This window comes from Streptomyces sp. ML-6, from assembly GCF_030116705.1.
GTDB lineage: Bacteria > Actinomycetota > Actinomycetes > Streptomycetales > Streptomycetaceae > Streptomyces.
Genome location: NZ_JAOTIK010000001.1, coordinates 3,657,482 through 3,673,413, shown reverse-complemented (window position 1 = coordinate 3,673,413; position 15,932 = coordinate 3,657,482). Strand labels below are relative to the sequence as shown.

Genomic DNA, 15,932 nt, shown 5'->3' with positions numbered 1-15,932 from the left:
CGCCGTAGGCCGCAGGGGCGGGGAGGTCAGGCCGGGTTGATGTTCCCCGCCTGTGGCCTTTCTGGCCCTGGGTGACGTCGAACGTCATGACCTGGGCCTTCTGGGCCTCACGGCAGTCCGAAGGGTTGATCGCCGAGTAGTGGGCGAAGACATCCGGGCCACTACGGTCCTGAGCGATGAAGCCGAAGTCCTTCCCCGCGGTGGACCGCTTCACAGTTCCCGTAGCCATGTCTCGTACCTTCCGGTCCGCCGGTGTCCGGCGGGCGCACCGCCTCAGTCCTCGGTCGGCGGCTTTGCCGCTTCGGCGGCGCGGCGGTACTCGGCGTTGATGCGTTGCGCCTCTTCGAGCTGGTCTTCCAGGACGACGATGCGACAGGCGGACTCGATGGACGTGCCCTGGTCGACCAGTTCGCGGGCGCGGGCGGCGATGCGCAGTTGATAGCGGGAGTAGCGGCGGTGTCCGCCCTCCGAGCGCAGGGGGGTGATCAGACGGGCTTCGCCGATGGCGCGGAGGAAGCCCTGGGTCGTGCCGAGCATCTCGGCGGCCCGGCCCATCGTGTAGGCGGGGTAGTCGTCGTCGTCAAGTCGGCCGTACGAGTCGTCTGCTGTCACTTGCACCTCTCTTGTGGAACGCATGGAGGGGCCCTGATGCCGTACGGCACCAGGGCCCCGAAGGAACTACTACACCACCTGCCGGTCCTGATACTGCTACTGCACCGGCATTCTGGGGCCGCGGACCCGACCTGGCTGCTGTCGGGATTGCGGGGATCGCGGTTGCTTGACCGGGGACCACCTCACTATCGATGTCCTGCGGTACCCGGGCTCATTGCTCCGGCCCGGGCGATCCTGATGGCGCTGGCTCCTCCGTTCTTCCCTCGGTGACTACCTACCATGGGGCACTGCGTACGGCTGCTGACGCGAACTGCTCAGCAGCCGGTGGCAGCGCCGCCCTCCGGCAGCCGGCTCCGTTGCCCTTCCTGCGTCTGCTCTGGCTTGGGACCCCACTGCCGAACTTCCCGGTGCGCACGTCCGCAGCCGACGCCTTCACCGAGGTACCGCTCAGTCACTTCACTGCGGGGTACTGCGAACTGCACTCGCGGGACCGCACCGTCCATGACAGTGGCCCCGCTCCGGCGGCCCCTCGCTGCGGGCCACCCGGTCCGGCTGTCAGTCCCGTCGCCGTCCTGCAACAACCCTGGCTTCGAAACTCCACTGCCGCACCGTCCTGCGAACTACATGCACTGCCGGCAGTTCTTCTCTGCCAGGCCCTGCTGTCTCTCTGGGTACGAGAGAAACCATAACCACGCCACCACTCAATGTCTACTCCGGCCAACAGAGATTTTTGCGTGTCTTGTGAGGAGATAATTGGCCCTGCCAGAGGCATCGGCCAGCCCGTGGTCAACCGGCTCGCCAGAGTGGCCGCGGTCACCTGCCGGGTCTCTTGGGGGAAGACAGCGACTGTCCGTCTTGCTCGGCAGCACGAACGGTCGGGGGACGGGACGACTCGTGAATAGGATCGGCTTTCATGTCGAAGCCTGACGAGCTGCTCGTTGACGTCGCCGCGCTGGTGGAGTCCGGGCACAGCAATCAGATGTCCCTGACCGTGGTTACCGGTGGTGCTGTCATCACCGGCCGGTTGGCGCCCGAAGCCGTGTGGCGGCAGCGGGTGGCGGAGGTCCTGACCGACTCGTCCCGCCTGAGCGAGTTCTCCGCCATGTTCACCGCGATGACGCGGGGGGAGGGGCCGCCCGCGTATCTGCACTTCCATATGGCGCGGATCCTCCAGGGCGCGGTGGGGATCCCGGAGACGGGTGGGATGTACCGCGTCTCGATCGCGGAGGTCAGTGCCTGGACCGTGGGCGACTTCAGCTACTCCGATCACTGACCTCGCGCCGCGCAGAGGAACTCACTGGTACGGGAGAGGGCCCGACCGGCGTGTGCCGGTCGGGCCCTCTTGGCCGTTCGGTTGTCAGCGTACGTTTCCCCTCAGCCGAACGATCAGGCGGTCGGAGGGCCCGCCGGGACGCCGAGCATCGCGGAGGCGCGCTGGTGCGGGCTGAGGGCGCGGGTGGGCGCGGTGGCCTGGGGGAGGCCGTGGCAGGTGAAGCCGAGCTTGGTCATGGCCCGGACGACTTCGTCGGCACTGAAGTCGCGGCGATCCTGGCGGGTGATGGCCTGGCCCACCTGCTTGACCGGGTAGGTGCGGCGGTCGATGATCACGGACTCGCCGACGACCTCCTCGGGCTTGATGTCCTTCATGGAGTCCAGGACGCCGTTCCTGGTGAGTTCGAACGGGAAGCGGGCGATGACACAGCGCACGATGCCTCACAGGGATCACGGAGAAGGGAAGGAAGTTGTTCCGCCGGGTGAGTCGGTTCAGAGGGCCAGGGCGGGGACGCCCGACGCGCCGACCTGCTCGTCCACGGCGGACGGGGTAGCGGGCCGACGGTGGTGCGTGGCGTGCTCGGCCACCATGGTGGCGGGCGAGGTGTGCGGCCCGCGGTCGCCGAGGATGTCGCGCAGCTGGAGCCGGTCCGTGTAGGCGGGGCTGTCGCGGACGGTGGTGAGCTGGGCCTGGGTGACCAGTCCGGTGCACAGTCCGTCGTTGTCGCAGACCCTCAGGTGTCCGGTCCTGTCGCTGGCCATGACGGACAGGGCCACCTCGACGGTCATGTCGTCGCAGACCTGCGGCCCGGCCGTGTTCATGGTGTCGAACGCCGCCTTGGACACGGAGGCGGCGTTCGACGAGGGGGCTGCAGCTGGATCAGTGTCACAACGTACCTCCTGCAGAGATGGGTCAGCTTCCGGATCACGCGGTGTTCAGGCCGCCGCGTCGAAGGCAGACTTCCGCCCGGTCGCACGCCGGGCAGCCGCAGCGGGGCTGCGTCGACCGCGGGAGGCCGTGCCGCGCTTGCGTTGCTCGGGTGTCGGCGCGGTGATCGTCACGGGGATGCCGGAGGGGGTCCGGGCGCCGGTGATCCGGCGGAGTGCCTCCTCGCCGGAGCGGACCTGGGTGGCCCGGGGCACGATGCCGGCGGCCGCCATGAGGCGCGTCATATCGCGGCGCTGGTTGTTGGTGACCAGGGTGACGACACTGCCGGACTCGCCGGCCCGCGCGGTACGGCCGCCGCGGTGGAGGTAGTCCTTGTGGTCGGTCGGCGGGTCCACGTTCACGACGAGGTCGAGATGGTCGACGTGGATGCCGCGTGCCGCGACGTTCGTCGCGACCAGGACGGTCACGTGCCCTGCCTTGAACTGGGCGAGAGTGCGGGTGCGCTGCGGCTGTGACTTACCTCCGTGCAGGGCGGCTGCCCGGACACCGCTGGCGAGGAGGTCCTGGGTGAGGCGGTCAACGGCGTGCTTGGTGTCCAGGAACATGATCACCCGGCCGTCGCGCGCCGCGATCTCCGTCGTCAACCTGTGCTTGTCGGCACCGTGCACGTGCAGGATGTGATGTTCCATCGTGGTGACCGCACCCTGGGAGGGATCCACGGAGTGGACGACGGGGTCGGCGAGGTAGCGACGGACCAGAAGGTCGACGTTACGGTCCAGGGTCGCGGAGAACAGCATGCGCTGGCCCTCGGGGCGGACCTGGTTCAGGAGCGCGGTGACCTGCGGCATGAAGCCCATGTCGGCCATCTGGTCGGCCTCGTCCAGGACGGTGATCGCGACCTGGTTCAGTCGGCAGTCGCCACGGTCGATGAGGTCCTTGAGGCGACCGGGGGTGGCCACGACGACTTCGGCGCCGCCCCGCAGCGCAGTCGCCTGCCGGCTGATCGACATCCCGCCGACGACGGTGGCCAGGCGCAGCTTCACAGCGCGGGCGTAAGGGGTGAGGGCATCGGTGACCTGCTGAGCGAGCTCCCGGGTGGGAACCAGAACCAGGGCCAGCGGCTGACGGGGCTCGGCGCGCTGCCCGGCGGTGCGGGCCAGCAGGGCCAGGCCGAAGGCGAGGGTCTTGCCGGAGCCGGTCCGGCCGCGGCCCAGGACGTCGCGACCCGCCAGAGAGTTCGGCAGCGTCGCGCCCTGGATCGGAAACGGCATGGTCACGCCCTGCGCGGTGAGGGTGGACAGCAGGCTCCTCGGCATGTCGAGGTCGCTGAACACGTCGACTGCGGGCAGCGCCGGAGTGGTCGTCTCCGGCAGGGCGAACTCTCCCTGCAGCGCGGCGGGCCGCCGGCCACCCGAACGGTTCGGACCTGCCGAACGGTTCGGGGTGGCCGAATCGAAGCGACTGCCCCGAATCGAACCAGCAGTGGAGTCGTACCCGAGGCCGCCGTTGCGGCGGGCACGGGAGAAACGGCTTTTCGTGCGGGTGGGGTTCATGCAGAACCTTCCTTGATGCGGCACGTATCAAGGAATTCCGCAGCGTAAGAGCAGTGCAGGGGAATCACAGGCACGGACCGAATGGAATGCGAACGTGGTCCACGGGAAATCCGTGTCGACGTAAGCAAAAAAGGAGGATGGCGTGCGAAAACGAATCCGGCGCATCGCCGGGCGCGTCTCCGAGGGGGGTGCGTTCCTCAATAGTGTGCTGCGGAAACGCGTGCAGCTGGGGCCCGCACCCCGAGGGATGCGGGCCCCAGCTACGAAATGTGCGTCAGCGTCAGGCGGAAACGATGTTCTCGGCCGTCGGGCCCTTCTGGCCCTGCGCGATGTCGAAGCTGACCTTCTGGCCTTCCTGCAGCTCGCGGAAGCCCTGGGCGGCGATGTTCGAGAAGTGGGCAAACACGTCAGGACCGCCACCGTCCTGCTCGATGAAGCCGAAACCCTTTTCCGCGTTGAACCACTTCACAGTGCCAGTAGCCATGTCATATCTCCTCTGGGCAGTACATCGGGATCCGCACTGTGCGGAAACCGTGTCGCCGCGATGATGCCCCGCCCGGAAAGTGACCGGAAATGCAAAGCGCTGCCCTGTGGCCTGAAGGCCGACCGGAGGCGCTTGAGTTTTTGGGTACCAAAACTGCAACCGAGTCCGACAGTAGCACGCCGCAGCGGATTGTGCGTGTCACATTTATTTCCCGTGTGCGCTGCGGCAGGAACTCTCCCGGTAAGGGCCGTTAAAGTCTGAGGCCGCCGACACAGGTATTCATTTGCCTCGGGCACGTCGCTGCCGGGCAGGAGAATGCTGCGTGCCATGTCGAACATGCCGCGCATGGACTTCACCGAGAGCTGTCGCTTCTCCGGGAGACTGATCGCGGCCTGCTTGCACGGCCGGCTACCGAGTCGCGGCCGTGCAAGCAGGCCCCATATCCCTGGCAGGCGAGCACGACGGAATCGGATTGCTGGGGACCAGAGTTCGAGGTTGGGCGGCACCATCGAGAGCAACAGGGGCCCAGATGCCCAGGTGCCGAGCGTTCCGTGCTGCGCAGCTTGTCGTAGGTCTCGACCTCCAGGTCGAAGCTGTACCAGCCCCGGATGACCCGCGGCCTCCGGGCGCACTTGAACTGAACTCCTGACCGGCATGTAACTCCTGACCGGCATGTAGGGGTACGCACCGGGCGCTCGGCTGAGACGCGGATGGCTGGCCGAAAAGCTGAGCAGGACCGGCCGCGCCCGGTACGGCGGCAGGGCCCCGGTACGGCAGCAGGGCCAGGACCGCGCGTCGTGGTTCTGGCCCTGCCCCCTGCGTGCCGACCTGCGGCGGCGGTGCGTCAGCTCTGTGCGATGCCGTCGCCCGTCTGTCCGGCGCCCTCGGCCGCGTCGGCCTTCTCGCGCATCTTGCGCACCAGCTCCGCCTTCCGGTCGGCGGCACCCTGGCGGTCGAGGTTGCGATGCGGACCGTTGTTCTGCCGTTCGGCGCGGGACAGCCTCTTGCGCTGGCCGCCGCCCATGCCCACGGGGTTGTTGATGTTCTTGCTCACGGTCATGGGTTCTCCCGGAATGATGTGAAGTGATCTAGGGATTCAACGGTGAGGGACGGGCACGGCGACGCCGAGAAACGTCGGCAGGCGCCCGGTCCAGGCAACAAACAAGGCCCTGGTCGCTGACCAGGGCCTTTAAGTGGGCGGTTCGTGAGTTGATGTCCGTTTCGAAGTGAGGCTTGGGGTAGGGGTGCTGGCCGCGGGGCCGGCTACTGCTGCCGGGCAAACCAGCCGGTGTCGGCTTCGGTGAGGATGCCGAGTTTGACTAGGCGCTTCAGCTTGGCCCGGGTGCCTTCGACGTTCTTCGGCAGCAGTTCATGGCCAAGGGCCTGGCAGACATCCTTGGCCCGCAGGGGGCCGGTCGCCTCGTTGAAGGCGGCGAGGATGCGCGGGTAGTCCGGGTGCTCTGGCAGTTCAGGCGGGGATGCAGGGAGCCGGTCGGCAAGGCCGGTGACGGTCTTGCGGGTGATCACGAGGTGCTCGAGGTGTGTCTCGGCTTCCCGTAGCCGGGTCTGCAGGTCGTCGATCTGCGTGCGCAGGTCGTCGGCCAGGGCCCGGGCGGCGTCTTCCTGCAGGTCCAGTGCCTCAAGGAGGGGGCGAATGTTCACGCGCTCACTGCCTCTTCGCGCCAGGTGGAGGTGCTCGTGCCGGTGAGACGGCGGATCATGACATGGGACATCGCCCAGTAGATGCGGGAGGCGGACGAGGCGGTGCGGTGCTCGTAGTCACGGACCAGTCGCCGGTGGAGTATCAGGATTCCGTAGGTCTGCTCGACCCTCCACCGCTTCGGCTGCGGCAGGAATCCCCGGTATCCGGGCTCGCGTTCGACGATCTCGACGTCGATGCCCAGGGCGGCGCCGTGTTCGACGACCTGGTTCTTGAAGCCCTGGTCGACCAGGGCTTTGCGGACGGTGTCGCCGGTGTGCTCGGCGACCTGGTCCAGTAGGACGATGCCCGCGGTGTTGTCGTGGGTGTTCGCGGCGAGGACGACGACCGCGATGACCAGGCCGAGGACGTCCACGGCCACGCCGCGCTTGCGGCCCGGCACCCGCTTGGCCGGATCGTAGCCGGTCGTGGCGGCGGGGACCCCGACGGCCGCGTGGACACTCTGGGTGTCCAGTACCACCAGGGTCGGGTCCTCTAATCGTCGGGCGCGTTCACGGACCTGACAGCGCAGGAGTTCATGGATGACCTGGTCGGTTCCGTCGTCCCGCCAGGCGGCGAAGTAGTAGTACGTCGCGCTCTTCTGCGGCAGGTCGTGCGGGAGGTAGGCCCATTGGCAGCCGGTCCGCCCCTGGTAGAGGATCGCGTTCACGATCTCCCGCATGTCGTAAGCGCCCTGATGACCGCTGACCGAGCGGTGCCGGTCCTTCCATGCGGTGATCACCGGCTCGATCAACGACCACTGCTCGTCCGATAAGTCGCTGGGGTACGGCTTGCGTTCACTCATCCCGCCAACCCCAGCAGACCCCGCACCACGGACCCACGGGTTCCGCCCCCACCCCACTCCATCTGGCGACCACAGAACGACTCAAAGACTCACGAACCGCCCACTAACAAAGAGCGGGTGACGAGAATCGAACTCGCGCTCTGAGCTTGGGAATCACCGACGTCTTGGCCGCCCATATGGCCTCTGACCTGCGGACAATTCTCTTCGCAGGGTGTTCCGACGGGTTCCGCCCGCACCCGTGGTGACCGCTGTTCACCGCCTTGAAGGGCACGGATGGGGCACGTGACAGGTCTCCTGTCGAAGTCCACGGTCATCGAAGTCTCCAGTCGGCAGGATGCCCGGGGAGACGCTTCCCCTCACAGCCGGTCCCACTCGGCGCGGTCCCGGCGATCCCGGAGGACAGCGGTCGCGTCGTAGGCGTCCGTCTGCCTCGTTCGGGTGGAATCTTTCCCCCTTGCCGGGGATCGGTGCTGGTCACATGGGGTGAAAGGGGCGCGTGGCTCGTTCCCCGGCCCCGGGCGGGAGGCGTTGATGGGGACGTGAGTACTTCAAGCGCCGGACCGATACTGTCCGCCGCTCCCGCCACCCCTGCTCCTCCTGTCGTGCACGACTCGGGCGCGGACACCGCGCCCGGCGTCATAGTCGTCGACTCCTGCACCACCCTCGGCACCACCCTGGTCCTCCGCCTCGCCGGAGAGATCGACCACTTCAGCGCCGCCCCGCTGCGGGCACTGCTGGCCTCGGCGGCCGAAGACGGCTGCACCGGCCTTGTCCTGGACACCTCCCGGGTCACCTTCTGCGACTCCGGCTTCCTGGCCGTCCTCGACTGGTGGCCCCGGCAGGGGCGCCGCCTCAGACTCGCGAACCGCTCCCGGGCCGTTCAGCACCTTCTGAACGCCGCTGCACCAGCACGACGGCAGCGGGCCCATGCCGGCTCCCTGACGGCGGTGGGCCGGTCATGACGTTCGTACTCCTGGCCTGCGTCCCGATGCTCGCAGCGGTTCTCCTTGCGCACGGGGAACCGCGCGAACCAAGGCGCCGCCGTCACGCCCCACCTCCGCGGCCCGCACCTCGCAGGACTCTGATCCACTGCCGCCTGGCGCCGCCGCTCCTCTGCGCCATGCGATAGACGACGGAAGGGGTTGGGGCCCGCGACAGCGCGCGGGCCCCAACGGCGGATCTCCGGGCTGGTGCTGACTGGCGTCGCGAGGGACGACGGGCGCCGACGTACCGGCCGGTGCCACGTCCGAGACGCCGGGTGCGCGGGCCTGGCGGCGGTCGTCACAACGGCCCCGGCGCATTCACTCCGTCGGGGCCGCCCTTCCGGATCGTCACACGTGAGCGTGCTCGATCCGTGTTCAATCGTACGACTTCTCGGCCGGGCGGGCCGGGTCGGGCAAGAGCGGGCCGTCGGAGTGGTCCGGCTCAGCCGCGCTCTTGTTCTTCGGCCTCCATACGGCGGATTCCCTGGTGGGTGAGGGAGACCATCGCGGGTGTGTTGCCCGGTTCCCAGTCGACGGTGATCAGGCCCTCGCCGGCGAGGTAGGCGCAGGCGGCGGCCAGGTCTTCCTCCGGGATACGCAGGTCGTTGCGCAGCTTCCGTCCCGTGATGCCGAGGAGCCGGTTGCCTTCGGTGGCTTCGTAGAGGGCGGTCAGGACCCGCTCGCGGTAGAGCTGTCGCTCGTGGAGTGTGGCCATGACCAGGGCCTTTCGTCGTGTGAAGTCCGATTCCGCTCAGACTTCGTCGACGTGGGTGCCGGTGCGAGGGGACGACCTGCTGGTGGTGAGCCAGGAGCGGGCGGGCTCTGCGGCGGTTTCGGTGTCGACGGTGAGGTGGAGCCGGGTGCCGCCGTCGAGGGCGGGGTAGCTGCGCTGTTCCGTCCCGGCGAACGAGCGGCGGATCACCTCGGCGACCGCGCGGGCGGCTTCGGGGGTGGCGGCGACGATGCGGATCTCGGCCTGTCCGGCCGAGGGCAGGGCCGCGGTGTCGGTGCGGTACAAGGGGCGTGGTCCCTTCACGGGCGAGCGAGAGACCGGCGGGTGGGTTGTCCCGGGTGTCGGGTGCCCCACCCGCGGCCTTCGGTCGGAGGAGTGGTCTCTGGAGCGGTCAGGGCCAGGTGCCCATGGCCCTGCGGCGGGCGGCTTGCTCTGTCGGCGTGCGGGGGCTGTGACCGGGCGGTCGGCAGATGGCCGGGAAGGGGTCGCTGTAGTGGCGGGCGGCGATGCGTGCGTCGTGCTGGGCGTTGAGCCGGTGGACGAGGCGCGTGCCGAGCGTGATCAGCACAGCGGCGGCCGCGAGCGCGATCAGGGTCTCCATGTCGTCACCACCGCGTGTTCTTCGGCAGCGGAATCATCCGCGCGCCGACGACCGGGTGCCGGAGGGGCGGCAGGGCGGCCCCTCCGTCCGTCTCCCAGGCGTCCTCGCCGCTGCGGGCGTCGCGCATGCGGCGGCCGGTCGCGGCTTCGCCGGACATCAGGACACCAGCGGTGAGAACGCTGCCGGGGACCGCGGCGGCCGCCATGAGCCGGGTGGCTGCGGCGGGTTCGGTCTCGGGCGGTATCACCAGCAGGTCGACGCGGCCGACGGTGTAGGAGAGCAGGATCATCTTGTCGGGATCCTGCTCGGTGAACCAGCCGACGTGCACGGTGTGCCCGGTGGCAGGAACCTTGTGCGGGACGACGGGCCAGCGGGTGGGGTTCACCGTGACCCGTGTGATGCGTCCGAAGTGCTCTTCCAGCGCGTCGACCAGGGGCGGAAGCTCAGCGGCGAGGTCACGCGAGCGAGGCCACCAGGCGCCGTCCAGGAGACCGGCGAGTGTGGTCTTCGGCGTCAGCGAAAGGCGCGGCGAATGCGAGGGTGCGAGGGTGGTGGTCATGATCGCGGACCCGTCTCCGGGCCGCCCTGCAGGGCGGCCCAGTGTCTTGATCGCCGGAAACGACGTCCGCTTGGGAGCGGGTGTTCGAGTTACTCCCGGTACCTTCAGCCTACTCCGCGCCGGGGCGGACGAGTGGTGTCCGTCCAGCCGATTTCCCGGGCCGGAAGCATCCGCCCGGTCGACGCCGGTGACCTCACCTCGCGTCACGTCCCTTCGTCACCCGCGCCACTCGACCAGGAGGAGCGTGGCGTCGTCCGAAGTGGCCTCGCCGCGTGCCCGCTTGAGGGTGTGGGACAGGTCCCGTGCCACCGCGTGTACCTCCCGGTCCGCCCTGTCCAGCTGATTCACCCAGTTGATCAGCTGGTCCTCGCCGAACTCCTCCTGCCCGCTCTCGTGTTCCTCGATCAGACCGTCGGTGAAGCAGAGGATCCGGTCCCCGGGTTCGAGCGCCACTTCGCTGACCTGAGGCTGGTCTCCGCCGAAGCCGACGGGGAGGGTGGTGGGGCTGTCGAGGCGGCGTACGACGCGGTGCTCGCGGATCAGCAGGGGGGCGGGGTGCCCGGCGTTCACCCACTGGAGGCGGCCGGTGTCGGTGTCGAGCCGCAGCATCTGCGCGGTGACGAAGTGGTCGGGGGCGAACTGCTCGGCGACGGCCCGGTCCATGAAGAGGTAGATCTCGGAGAGTTCGACGCTGGTGCGGCGGGCGTGCCGGTACGAGCCGATGGCGACGGTCGCCATGGTCGCCGCGTCGAGGCCGTGGCCCATGGCGTCGATCATGGCGAGGTGGAGGACGTCGCCGTTCAGGGCGTAGTCGAAGCTGTCGCCGGCCACGTCGTAGGCGGGTTCCAGGACTCCGGCGACCGCGACGCGGGGCATCGTCATGGCGAGCGGGGGCAGGAGGGACCACTGGATCTCGGCGGCGACGCTCATCGGTTCGCCGCGGCGGGTGCGGAAGAAGAGGTCGGTGTAGCCGTTCTTGGTCTGCAGCGTGGCGGCGGCCAGGGCGGCGAGCCTGCGCAGGATGCGGCGGGCGTCGTCGTCGACCGCGTCCAGGGTGACGGCCAGGACGCCGGCCTGGTCGCCGCCGTCCAGCAGCGGGACGTGGACCCGCACTCCGTCGGCCAGCGACACCTCGACCGGGCGCGAGGTGAGGAAGCACCGGCCGGCCGCCGAACCGTCGATCGGCACGGGATCGCCGCCCTCCAGCCCGCCCCCGGCCAGGGGGACCAGATTCCGCTGCCCGTAGTCCTGGAGCAGGATCCGCACCTCGCGGCCCCCCATCCGGGCCACCGCGTCGGCGAGGGCGGATCCCACCCGGTCGGGCGGCAGCCCGTGGGCGTGGTCCAGGAGCCCGCCCACCAGCATCTCCCCGAAGCTCTCCGAGCGGTCGGGGTCCCGGTTGTCCTCGTGGCGTCCGACGGTCATCCGGGGCCTCCAGGCGGGCAGCGGGGCGACGCCCTGGTCCGGTGCCGGGGGCGGATCCGTCGGCATCGCGGTGCGGCTTCCAGGATGCTCCGCGGCGACCGGGGCCGCCACGCGCCCCGACGGCGCCGGCCGCCCGGTCAGGGTTCCTGGGAGTGGGGCCCGGTGCCGCTCGGGGGCCTGCTGGTGGCCAGCCAGGACCGGGCCGGTTCGGCGGTGTGGGCGGTGTCGACGGTGAGGTGGAGGCGGGTCCCTCCGCCGGGGGCGGGGTAGCTGCGCTGCTCGTCACCGGCGAAGCAGTGACGGAGGACGTCGGCCACCATCCGGGCGGCGTCCGGTGTGGCGGCGACGATGCGGACTTCGGCGTACCCCGGCGGCGGCAGGGCTTCTGCCTCTGACTCATTGCGGTCCAAGGCGGCACCGTCCTTTCCACCGGAGGTCCGCCCGCAAACGACCGGAGCGGGGCGGGCATGCCTCCGTACGTCCACGGTACGTCCGAAGCCACCGGCGCCGTTCGGTTCACCGGCGGGGAGCGGCGCGTTCGCGCTGCCTCCCGGAGTACGGTGAAAGAACGGGGCCGCGCCCCGCCCGCTGGCCCGGCGTCCGCCGTGGCACCGGTCCGGGCGGCAGCGGCATCACCCGTGGACGGGCGGACCGATCATGACCGACGCAGGCATTCCCCCCACGCCTCCGCGCCTCCTGCCGGACGAGGTCCACCGGGCCGTCGGACCGGGCACCGCGCTGCTCCGGCTGGAGACGACAGGATCCCGGCAGAGCCTCCTCGACGGCGCGTGGTGGCCGCGCTCGCGTGACGTCAAGCGGGAGATCCCGCCGCTGGTCACCGCCCTGACCGAGCACCTCGGGCCCATCACCAGGGTCGGCCTGGACGCCTCCGCCTGGAACGGCATCCCGACCCGCCTGGTCGTCGACGAGCGGGTCGTACACCTCGACTCGTTCCCCGTCGGTGATGACACCATCCTGATCACCCGAGGCGACAACGACCATTTTTCCCTCATGGTCGTTCCGCCGGACACGACGCCCGAGGCCGCCCGCACGGCCATGGCCCGTGCCGTCCATTCCGGCAACGTCACCCAGGCCGCCGAGATCCTCCTCGCCGCGCTCTCCCACCCCGCGGCCCCACCGGACGGGGACGCCAACCGCCGGAGCGGGTGAGGCGGACCATGGCGCGGTAGAGGGCGGTGGGTGCGGGGGCGTCGGGGCGGATGGCGCTTGCCCGGGATCGGGCGGCGGTACTGAGCCTTTTCCGACCTGATGGTGCCGGCCGCGTGCTGGACGGATCTGCGGAACGACGAAGCTCGTGGTGGACGGGTTCTCGACCGAGATCGCTCGCAGCCACCAGGAGCTTCGCGTGCTTGTCCACCCTTCCCCGAGCTCTCGGCTTCGCTCGAGCGGGGGAGGTCCCATTCGATCGGCCTGTCCAGTCGCACCCTGCGGTGCCCGACCGGACGACTTGCTGTCCGGCGAGGGGAGATCGGGCCCCGGTGGCGGCGCTTCACCGCCGACCGTCAGGCTCTCCTCGCCCCGGCCCATCTGCGACGCGGTGACACCTGCGCCCGGCTCGCCGCCGGGTTCGGTATCGGCATCGCGACCGCGTACCGCTGCATACGCGAGGCCGTCGAAGCACTCACCGAGGCCGGCCTCACGTGCTGGGCCGACAAGGCGTACCAGGGTGCCGGCGGGCTGGACCGGATGGTGCAGACCGCCCGGGAAAGAGCACGCGAGCAGCAACAGAAAGGGGCAGGTGGTGCAGAGGTGGTGCGTGATGTTTAGAGAGGCCTAGCCAACAGAGAGAGCCCAGGCCGATGACCTGGGCTCTCTCTCAAGAGCGGGTGACGGGAATCGAACTCGCGCTCTGAGCTTGGGAATCACCGACGCCGACGCCGATCATAAGGTGTCTGACCTGTGAAACCGCCCCTTCTCGCGGCTCTCTTCGGTGATCCGGAGATACCCGTGTTGGCCGCTGTTCACCGTTCCGAAGGGCATGGATGGGGCACGGCGCCAAGGGGCCTCGGCCGCAGAGCCGAGGTGCCTTCATGGACGCGCCCGGCCGCGGTGTCGATTCCCGGGCGGCGGCGGTGGAGCCCGTGAACGAACTGTCGGCGGGTCAGGCGGACCATGGCGCGGTAGGGGGTGGCGTCCGGGGCTCCCGTCACGGTCAGGTTCCTAGTATGTGCGCATGGCCGCCCGTGATACCCAGCAGTCCGATTCGGGAGGGGAAGCAGTGTCCCGAGACGACGCCGAAGCCCGCAGTGTCTTTTCCCCACCGACGGTCAAGGGACGCGACTCGACCGGCCTTTCCTCGGGGTCGCAACGAGACGGGGCCGCCGAGGACTCCCGCCCGGTGGCCGACCTGGTCGAGCGGGCGGTCGATCCGGTGGACCCGATCAAGCCGAGGCTGCGCGGCTGGCTTCACGCCGGCATAGTCCCCGCATCGCTGGCAGCGGGCATCGTCCTCATCTGCCTGGCAGGGACGCCACAGGCCGTGCTGGCCTGCACCGTGTACTCCGTCACGGCCTGGCTGCTGTTCGGGACGAGCGCCGTCTACCACCTCGGTACCTGGGGACCGCTTGGTGAGGCCGTTCTGCGCCGCCTCGATCACGCCAACATCTTCCTGATCATCGCCGGCACGTGCACCCCGCTCGCCGTGCTCCTGCTCTCCCCGGACCAGTGGTCCGTCCTGCTGTGGATCGTGTGGACGGGCGCGCTGGTCGGCATCGTGTTCCGTGCCCTGTGGGTCGGAGCTCCCCGCTGGCTGTACACGCCCTGCTACCTGGCTCTGGGCTGGGCGCCCGTGCGCTACCTGCCCGACTTCCTGCACAGCGGCGGGGTGGCCGTGGCCTGTCTGATCGTGACCGGCGGGCTTCTCTACAGCGCGGGTGCGGTCGTCTACGCCCTCCAGCGTCCCAACCCCTCACCCCGCTGGTTCGGCTTCCACGAGGTTTTCCACGCGCTGACAGTGGCAGCCTTCGCCGCCCATTACAACGCCATCCTTCTTGCCGCTCACTGAGCGGTCGAGGTGCGGGCCGCCTCACCCACTCGCCGGCCGTCCGGAGGGCCGCGCGAGGTCGGCCCCCACCGTCAGAACGCGGTGGGCCTGCCTCGGCGCGAGCGCAGTATCGAGCGCACCAGCAGGTACAGCACGGCGACGACGAGAAGCAGTACCCCGGTGGAGAGCAGGTACAGCATTCCGTCCACGACAGCGCCGATGACGATCAGTGCGATGGCGCTGCTGAGCAGAATCAGGAAGAGGACCATCGCGCTACGCCTCCCTGCGGCAGGACGGCCTGGTGAAGACTCGACCACGGGTGCTGCGTCGGCTCGGGGCCGAGCCGCCTACCAGTAATGACGGCGTCCGCCGACCCCGTGACCGACCGCCCCGAGAATCCACAGGATGACCCCGATCACGACCAGGACGATCCCGATCGTCCACAAGATGGAAATGCCGGCCACGAACCCGATGACGAGCAGGATGACCCCGAGAATGATCATGGCGACCTCCGGCCTTGCAAGTACCGCAACTCCAGAGTAGGCGCAACCCGCCGAGGTGGCCTGTCAGGCTGTCACGCTCCTGTCCTTCCAGCGGGCATGGACAGAAGCCGTTTGATCGGCAAGCCGATCAGGTGCGATGTGACGGCCGTGGCGACTGGGAGCCGGCGGGTGGGATTCCGTCCCTGGATACGGCGCAGAATTCTCAGTCGACCCGATGGGCGCGGTGACGGACTTCCCGGAGGCTTACCTCCGACGGGAGACGGTCCAGGCCTGCCGAGTCCCCTGCGTGTGCGAGCGTGCCCCGGTCGAGTCGGTCCAGGATCCGCTCCGGTGCCGCGTGGGGCTCCAGCCACAGCCGCACTCGTGCGACCGGGGCGGTACGCCGGCCCCCCAGGCGCACCCGTGCCCGTGCGACTCCGTCCAAGGTTTGTGCCTCTTTCTCGATCACGTCCTCCAGGGCGCGGCCGTCGAGTCGGGCTGCCGTACCGTCCTGGCTGTCGACGAGGACCTGGTGCAGCCGGTCTTTGCGCAGCAGTGTCCAGAGCCACCACAGCAGCAGCACCAGCAACGCGGCGAGCGCCGTGATGACGGTCGGCCACCACCAGCCCTCCGCCCGCCACCGTAGGCGTCCCTCGTTGCCCAGGACGACATCGGCCGGGCCGCGAAAGGGCCACCAGCCCGGCACGTCGAAACCCCATAGGCGCTGCAGATCCAGACTGCCCAGTAGCACGCCGCCGCCCAGAGCGAACAACCCGAGGCCGAGCAGCCCCAGCAGCACCCGGTTCACTGTCTTGATCATCGGGATCAGCG

General features: G+C 69.4%; 21 protein-coding genes and 2 pseudogenes. 5 read left to right on the top strand and 18 right to left on the bottom strand.

The features are described from left to right. Window positions 1–26 precede the first annotated feature (26 nt). Both OCT49_RS39835 and OCT49_RS16175 read right to left on the bottom strand, forming a co-directional pair. A pseudogene (locus OCT49_RS39835) lies at window positions 27–229 on the bottom strand (cold-shock protein). A gap of 44 nt (window positions 230–273) precedes the next feature. Beyond that, window positions 274–612, bottom strand: a complete 339-nt coding sequence (locus tag OCT49_RS16175; protein ID WP_283852591.1) for a MerR family transcriptional regulator — start codon at window positions 610–612, stop codon at window positions 274–276. A 913-nt stretch (window positions 613–1,525) separates the two neighbouring features. On the opposite strand from OCT49_RS16175, the gene OCT49_RS16170 reads away from it, so the two are divergent. Further along, window positions 1,526–1,885, top strand: a complete 360-nt coding sequence (locus OCT49_RS16170) for a GvpU-like protein (RefSeq protein ID WP_283852590.1) — start codon at window positions 1,526–1,528, stop codon at window positions 1,883–1,885. A gap of 113 nt (window positions 1,886–1,998) precedes the next feature. Here OCT49_RS16170 and OCT49_RS16165 read toward each other — a convergent pair whose 3' ends face one another. The 7 genes from OCT49_RS16165 to OCT49_RS16135 all read right to left on the bottom strand — a co-directional run bounded on the left by OCT49_RS16165 (window position 1,999) and on the right by OCT49_RS16135 (window position 7,314). Then, complete coding sequence (locus tag OCT49_RS16165) at window positions 1,999–2,319, bottom strand: SCO5918 family protein (RefSeq protein WP_283852589.1); 321 nt, start codon at window positions 2,317–2,319, stop codon at window positions 1,999–2,001. 57 nt (window positions 2,320–2,376) lie between these two features. After that, a complete protein-coding gene (locus OCT49_RS16160) occupies window positions 2,377–2,730 on the bottom strand; it encodes a CBS domain-containing protein (RefSeq protein WP_283852588.1) in 354 nt (117 codons plus the stop codon). 90 nt (window positions 2,731–2,820) lie between these two features. After that, entirely contained in the window at window positions 2,821–4,326 is a 1,506-nt protein-coding gene (locus OCT49_RS16155; RefSeq protein WP_283852587.1) for a DEAD/DEAH box helicase, read from the bottom strand. Between the two features lie 280 nt (window positions 4,327–4,606). Next, the gene (locus OCT49_RS16150; RefSeq protein ID WP_030323642.1) at window positions 4,607–4,810 is read right to left on the bottom strand and encodes a cold-shock protein; all 204 of its coding nucleotides are present in this window, start codon (window positions 4,808–4,810) and stop codon (window positions 4,607–4,609) included. A gap of 844 nt (window positions 4,811–5,654) precedes the next feature. After that, a complete protein-coding gene (locus tag OCT49_RS16145) occupies window positions 5,655–5,870 on the bottom strand; it encodes a DUF6243 family protein (protein WP_283852586.1) in 216 nt (71 codons plus the stop codon). Between the two features lie 203 nt (window positions 5,871–6,073). Then, entirely contained in the window at window positions 6,074–6,472 is a 399-nt protein-coding gene (locus OCT49_RS16140) for a hypothetical protein (RefSeq protein WP_283852585.1), read from the bottom strand. Next, complete coding sequence (locus tag OCT49_RS16135) at window positions 6,469–7,314, bottom strand: IS5 family transposase (RefSeq protein WP_283849872.1); 846 nt, start codon at window positions 7,312–7,314, stop codon at window positions 6,469–6,471. Before OCT49_RS16135 ends, OCT49_RS16140 begins: the two co-directional genes overlap by 4 nt. 539 nt (window positions 7,315–7,853) lie before the next feature. Between OCT49_RS16135 and OCT49_RS16130 the strand changes: the two genes are divergently transcribed. Further along, window positions 7,854–8,276 (top strand): STAS domain-containing protein, encoded by a 423-nt coding sequence (locus tag OCT49_RS16130; RefSeq protein WP_283852584.1) that lies wholly within the window; start codon window positions 7,854–7,856, stop codon window positions 8,274–8,276. A gap of 463 nt (window positions 8,277–8,739) precedes the next feature. Here the strand turns inward: OCT49_RS16130 and OCT49_RS16125 are convergent, their stop codons facing one another. The 6 genes from OCT49_RS16125 to OCT49_RS16100 form a co-directional block, all read right to left on the bottom strand. Then, on the bottom strand, window positions 8,740–9,012 hold the full coding sequence (locus OCT49_RS16125) for a hypothetical protein (protein ID WP_283852583.1): 273 nt from the start codon (window positions 9,010–9,012) through the stop codon (window positions 8,740–8,742). Between the two features lie 36 nt (window positions 9,013–9,048). Further along, entirely contained in the window at window positions 9,049–9,315 is a 267-nt protein-coding gene (locus tag OCT49_RS16120; RefSeq protein WP_283852582.1) for a hypothetical protein, read from the bottom strand. 106 nt (window positions 9,316–9,421) lie between these two features. Continuing rightward, window positions 9,422–9,631 (bottom strand): hypothetical protein, encoded by a 210-nt coding sequence (locus tag OCT49_RS16115; RefSeq protein ID WP_283852581.1) that lies wholly within the window; start codon window positions 9,629–9,631, stop codon window positions 9,422–9,424. Between the two features lie 4 nt (window positions 9,632–9,635). Continuing rightward, window positions 9,636–10,190, bottom strand: a complete 555-nt coding sequence (locus OCT49_RS16110; RefSeq protein WP_283852580.1) for a DUF5994 family protein — start codon at window positions 10,188–10,190, stop codon at window positions 9,636–9,638. Window positions 10,191–10,406: 216 nt separating this feature from the next. Beyond that, entirely contained in the window at window positions 10,407–11,615 is a 1,209-nt protein-coding gene (locus OCT49_RS16105; RefSeq protein WP_283852579.1) for a PP2C family protein-serine/threonine phosphatase, read from the bottom strand. A 137-nt stretch (window positions 11,616–11,752) separates the two neighbouring features. Beyond that, window positions 11,753–12,025: a hypothetical protein gene (locus OCT49_RS16100; protein WP_283852578.1), complete on the bottom strand. Its 273-nt coding sequence runs from the start codon at window positions 12,023–12,025 to the stop codon at window positions 11,753–11,755. A gap of 247 nt (window positions 12,026–12,272) precedes the next feature. On the opposite strand from OCT49_RS16100, the gene OCT49_RS16095 reads away from it, so the two are divergent. From OCT49_RS16095 to trhA, 3 genes and pseudogenes are all read left to right on the top strand, one after another. After that, a complete protein-coding gene (locus tag OCT49_RS16095; protein WP_148836363.1) occupies window positions 12,273–12,785 on the top strand; it encodes a DUF5994 family protein in 513 nt (170 codons plus the stop codon). A gap of 255 nt (window positions 12,786–13,040) precedes the next feature. Beyond that, a pseudogene (locus OCT49_RS16090) lies at window positions 13,041–13,259 on the top strand (helix-turn-helix domain-containing protein); the annotation flags it as partial. A 595-nt stretch (window positions 13,260–13,854) separates the two neighbouring features. Next, the gene (gene trhA, locus OCT49_RS16085; RefSeq protein ID WP_502963384.1) at window positions 13,855–14,640 is read left to right on the top strand and encodes a PAQR family membrane homeostasis protein TrhA; all 786 of its coding nucleotides are present in this window, start codon (window positions 13,855–13,857) and stop codon (window positions 14,638–14,640) included. Window positions 14,641–14,711: 71 nt separating this feature from the next. Here the strand turns inward: trhA and OCT49_RS16080 are convergent, their stop codons facing one another. The 3 genes from OCT49_RS16080 to amaP all read right to left on the bottom strand — a co-directional run bounded on the left by OCT49_RS16080 (window position 14,712) and on the right by amaP (window position 15,921). Continuing rightward, window positions 14,712–14,888 (bottom strand): hypothetical protein, encoded by a 177-nt coding sequence (locus OCT49_RS16080; protein ID WP_283852576.1) that lies wholly within the window; start codon window positions 14,886–14,888, stop codon window positions 14,712–14,714. 78 nt (window positions 14,889–14,966) lie between these two features. Further along, window positions 14,967–15,122 carry a DUF6131 family protein gene (locus tag OCT49_RS16075; protein ID WP_283852575.1) on the bottom strand — a complete coding sequence of 52 codons (156 nt, stop codon included), beginning with the start codon at window positions 15,120–15,122 and terminating at the stop codon, window positions 14,967–14,969. Between the two features lie 202 nt (window positions 15,123–15,324). Beyond that, window positions 15,325–15,921, bottom strand: a complete 597-nt coding sequence (gene amaP, locus OCT49_RS16070) for an alkaline shock response membrane anchor protein AmaP (RefSeq protein ID WP_283852574.1) — start codon at window positions 15,919–15,921, stop codon at window positions 15,325–15,327. Window positions 15,922–15,932: the final 11 nt, after the last annotated feature.